This window comes from Stenotrophomonas sp. RS-48 (assembly GCF_030053245.1).
In the GTDB taxonomy this organism is placed as follows: Bacteria; Pseudomonadota; Gammaproteobacteria; order Xanthomonadales; family Xanthomonadaceae; genus Stenotrophomonas; species Stenotrophomonas maltophilia_P.
In genome coordinates, this window is the sequence record NZ_JASGBV010000157.1 from 1 (window position 1) to 1,999 (window position 1,999).

Annotated in this window: 2 protein-coding genes; one reads left to right on the forward strand and one right to left on the reverse strand. The window is 67.1% G+C overall.

Features of this window, described 5'->3' with window-relative positions; translation table 11 throughout:
- Positions 1-119: 119 nt before the first annotated feature.
- Positions 120-1,019, reverse strand: a complete 900-nt coding sequence (locus QMZ25_RS19090) for a LysR family transcriptional regulator (RefSeq protein ID WP_180875702.1) — start codon at positions 1,017-1,019, stop codon at positions 120-122.
- Positions 1,020-1,119: 100 nt separating this feature from the next.
- Between QMZ25_RS19090 and QMZ25_RS19095 the strand changes: the two genes are divergently transcribed.
- Positions 1,120-1,866, forward strand: coding sequence for a sulfite exporter TauE/SafE family protein (locus tag QMZ25_RS19095; protein WP_283220137.1), 747 nt, complete (start codon positions 1,120-1,122; stop codon positions 1,864-1,866).
- The last annotated feature ends 133 nt before the right edge of the window (positions 1,867-1,999 follow it).

A 1,999-nucleotide genomic window follows, 5' to 3' on the forward strand; every position in this document is an offset into this window, starting at 1 on the left:
ACTCGAACCTCCACGGTTTTACCCGCTAGTACCTGAAACTAGTGCGTCTACCAATTCCGCCACCTGGGCGACTCAGGAGGGGAATTCTGCGGTACGGCATCGGATGTGTCAACACCATTTCATGCTTTTTTCTCCGCTTCCACGCCGAGGTGCAGCAGCAGGCTGCGCATCGCTGTCGACAGCCGTGTCCAGTCGGCGAAGCAGGCACACAGGCGGCGCTGTGCCCACGCATCCGCGAGGGGCACTGCCAGCGCCTGTGTCGCGCGGCGGTGCTGGCGGGCGATGGTGCGCGGCACGATACCTACGCCGATGCCGTGACCCACCATGATGCACACGCCTTCGAAGGTCTTCATGCGGATGCGCACGTCCAATCGATGGCCGATGTCGCGTGCCTGCGTTTCGATGTAGGTCTGCAGCGCATTGCCATCGGCCAGCGCGACGAAGGTTTCGCTGACCACATCGGCGAAGGCCAGCGTGCGACGGGCCGCGAAACGATGGCCTGCGGGCAGCAGCATCACCAGGGGATCCTCGGCAACGACATGGCGTTGCAGGCCGGTTGCCTCGACCGCATCACTGATGATTCCCGCTTCGGCCTGGCCAGCGGTCAGGGCGCGGACCACTTCAGGGCTGGTGCGTTCGTGCAGTTCGACGTGCAGGCGTGGGCGTTCGGCCAGCCAGGGAGCCAACCGGGAAGGCAGGTAGCTGGTCAGTGCGGCGGTGTTGGCATACAGGTGCAGGGTGCCGCGCGCGCCCTTCGCGAAGGCCTGCAGTTCGCCACGCAGCTGTGCCTGTTGATGCAGGATCTGGCGCGCGTGGTGGGCGAGGGCGGCACCGGCTTCGGTCAGGCTCACGCCGCGCGGGTGACGCACCAGCAGCGCGGTGCCCGCGTCGTTCTCGATCGCCCGCAGGCGTTCGCTGGCAGAGCCCAGCGCCAGGTTTGCCTGCGCGGCGCCTGCGGTGATGCTGCCGGCGTCGGCCACGGCCAGGAACAGGCGCAGGTCGGCGATGTCCATCCGCATGTCACGGCCCTCGTTGCGTGCCGCCTGCCTTCGGGTCAGCCGAAGGGTGGGGCGCATAAGCCGCATTGTGCGCGGAAGGCGCGCCGGTTCCAATGACGGCATGAGCGAGACGACATTCTTCTATGGTCTGCTGGTTGCCGTGTTCATGCTGGCGGGGGTGGTCAAGGGCGTGACCGGCATGGGCCTGCCGACCGTGGCGATGGGCCTGCTGGGAGGGGCGCTGTCGCCGGTGGCGGCGGCGTCGATGCTGTTCATTCCGACCTTCGTCACCAACGCCTGGCAACTGCTGGTCGGCCCATCACTGGGACCGATCATGCGACGCCTGTGGCCGATGATGCTGGCCGTGGTGGTGGTGACCCTGGGCGCGGCGACGTTGCTGGTGCGGGTGGACCGCACCTGGTCGCGCGTGGCGCTGGGCGTGGCGCTGGTGGTGTATGCGCTGTATGCCTTGGTTGCGCCGGTGTTCCGTGTGCCGCAGCGGCGTGAGCGTTGGCTGGGGCCGCTGGTGGGGGCGTTGTCCGGCGTGGTGACCGGGGCGACCGGTGTGTTCGTGATGCCGGCGGTGCCGTACCTGCAGTCGCTGGGGCTGCAGCGCGAAGAGCTGGTGCAGGCGCTGGGCCTGGCGTTCACGGTGTCGACCCTCTCGTTGACGGGTGGGCTGGTGCTGCACGGCGCATTCGGTGTGCAGCAGCTGGGACTGAGCGCGCTGGCGGTGTTGCCGGCGCTGGCGGGCATGTGGCTGGGGCAGGTGATCCGGCAGCGGATCAGTGCGCGGGTGTTCCGCGTGTGCTTCCTGGGCTTCCTGCTGCTGCTGGGCCTGGAGCTGGTGCTGCGACCGCTGTTCTGATCCGGTTGGCTGGCGCCCGGACATGAAAAAACCCGCTTTCGCGGGTTTTTCTCAGTCTCGACATGGTGCCCAGGAGAGGACTCGAACCTCCACGGTTTTACCCGCTAGTACCTGAAACTAGTGCGTCTACCAA

Bases quoted from the DNA above. Each gene is read 5' to 3' on its own strand.
- QMZ25_RS19090 (WP_180875702.1), bottom strand. From the start codon at position 1,019: ATGCGGATGGACATCGCCGACCTGCGCCTGTTCCTGGCCGTGGCCGAC.
- QMZ25_RS19095 (WP_283220137.1), top strand. From the start codon at position 1,120: ATGAGCGAGACGACATTCTTCTATGGTCTGCTGGTTGCCGTGTTCATG.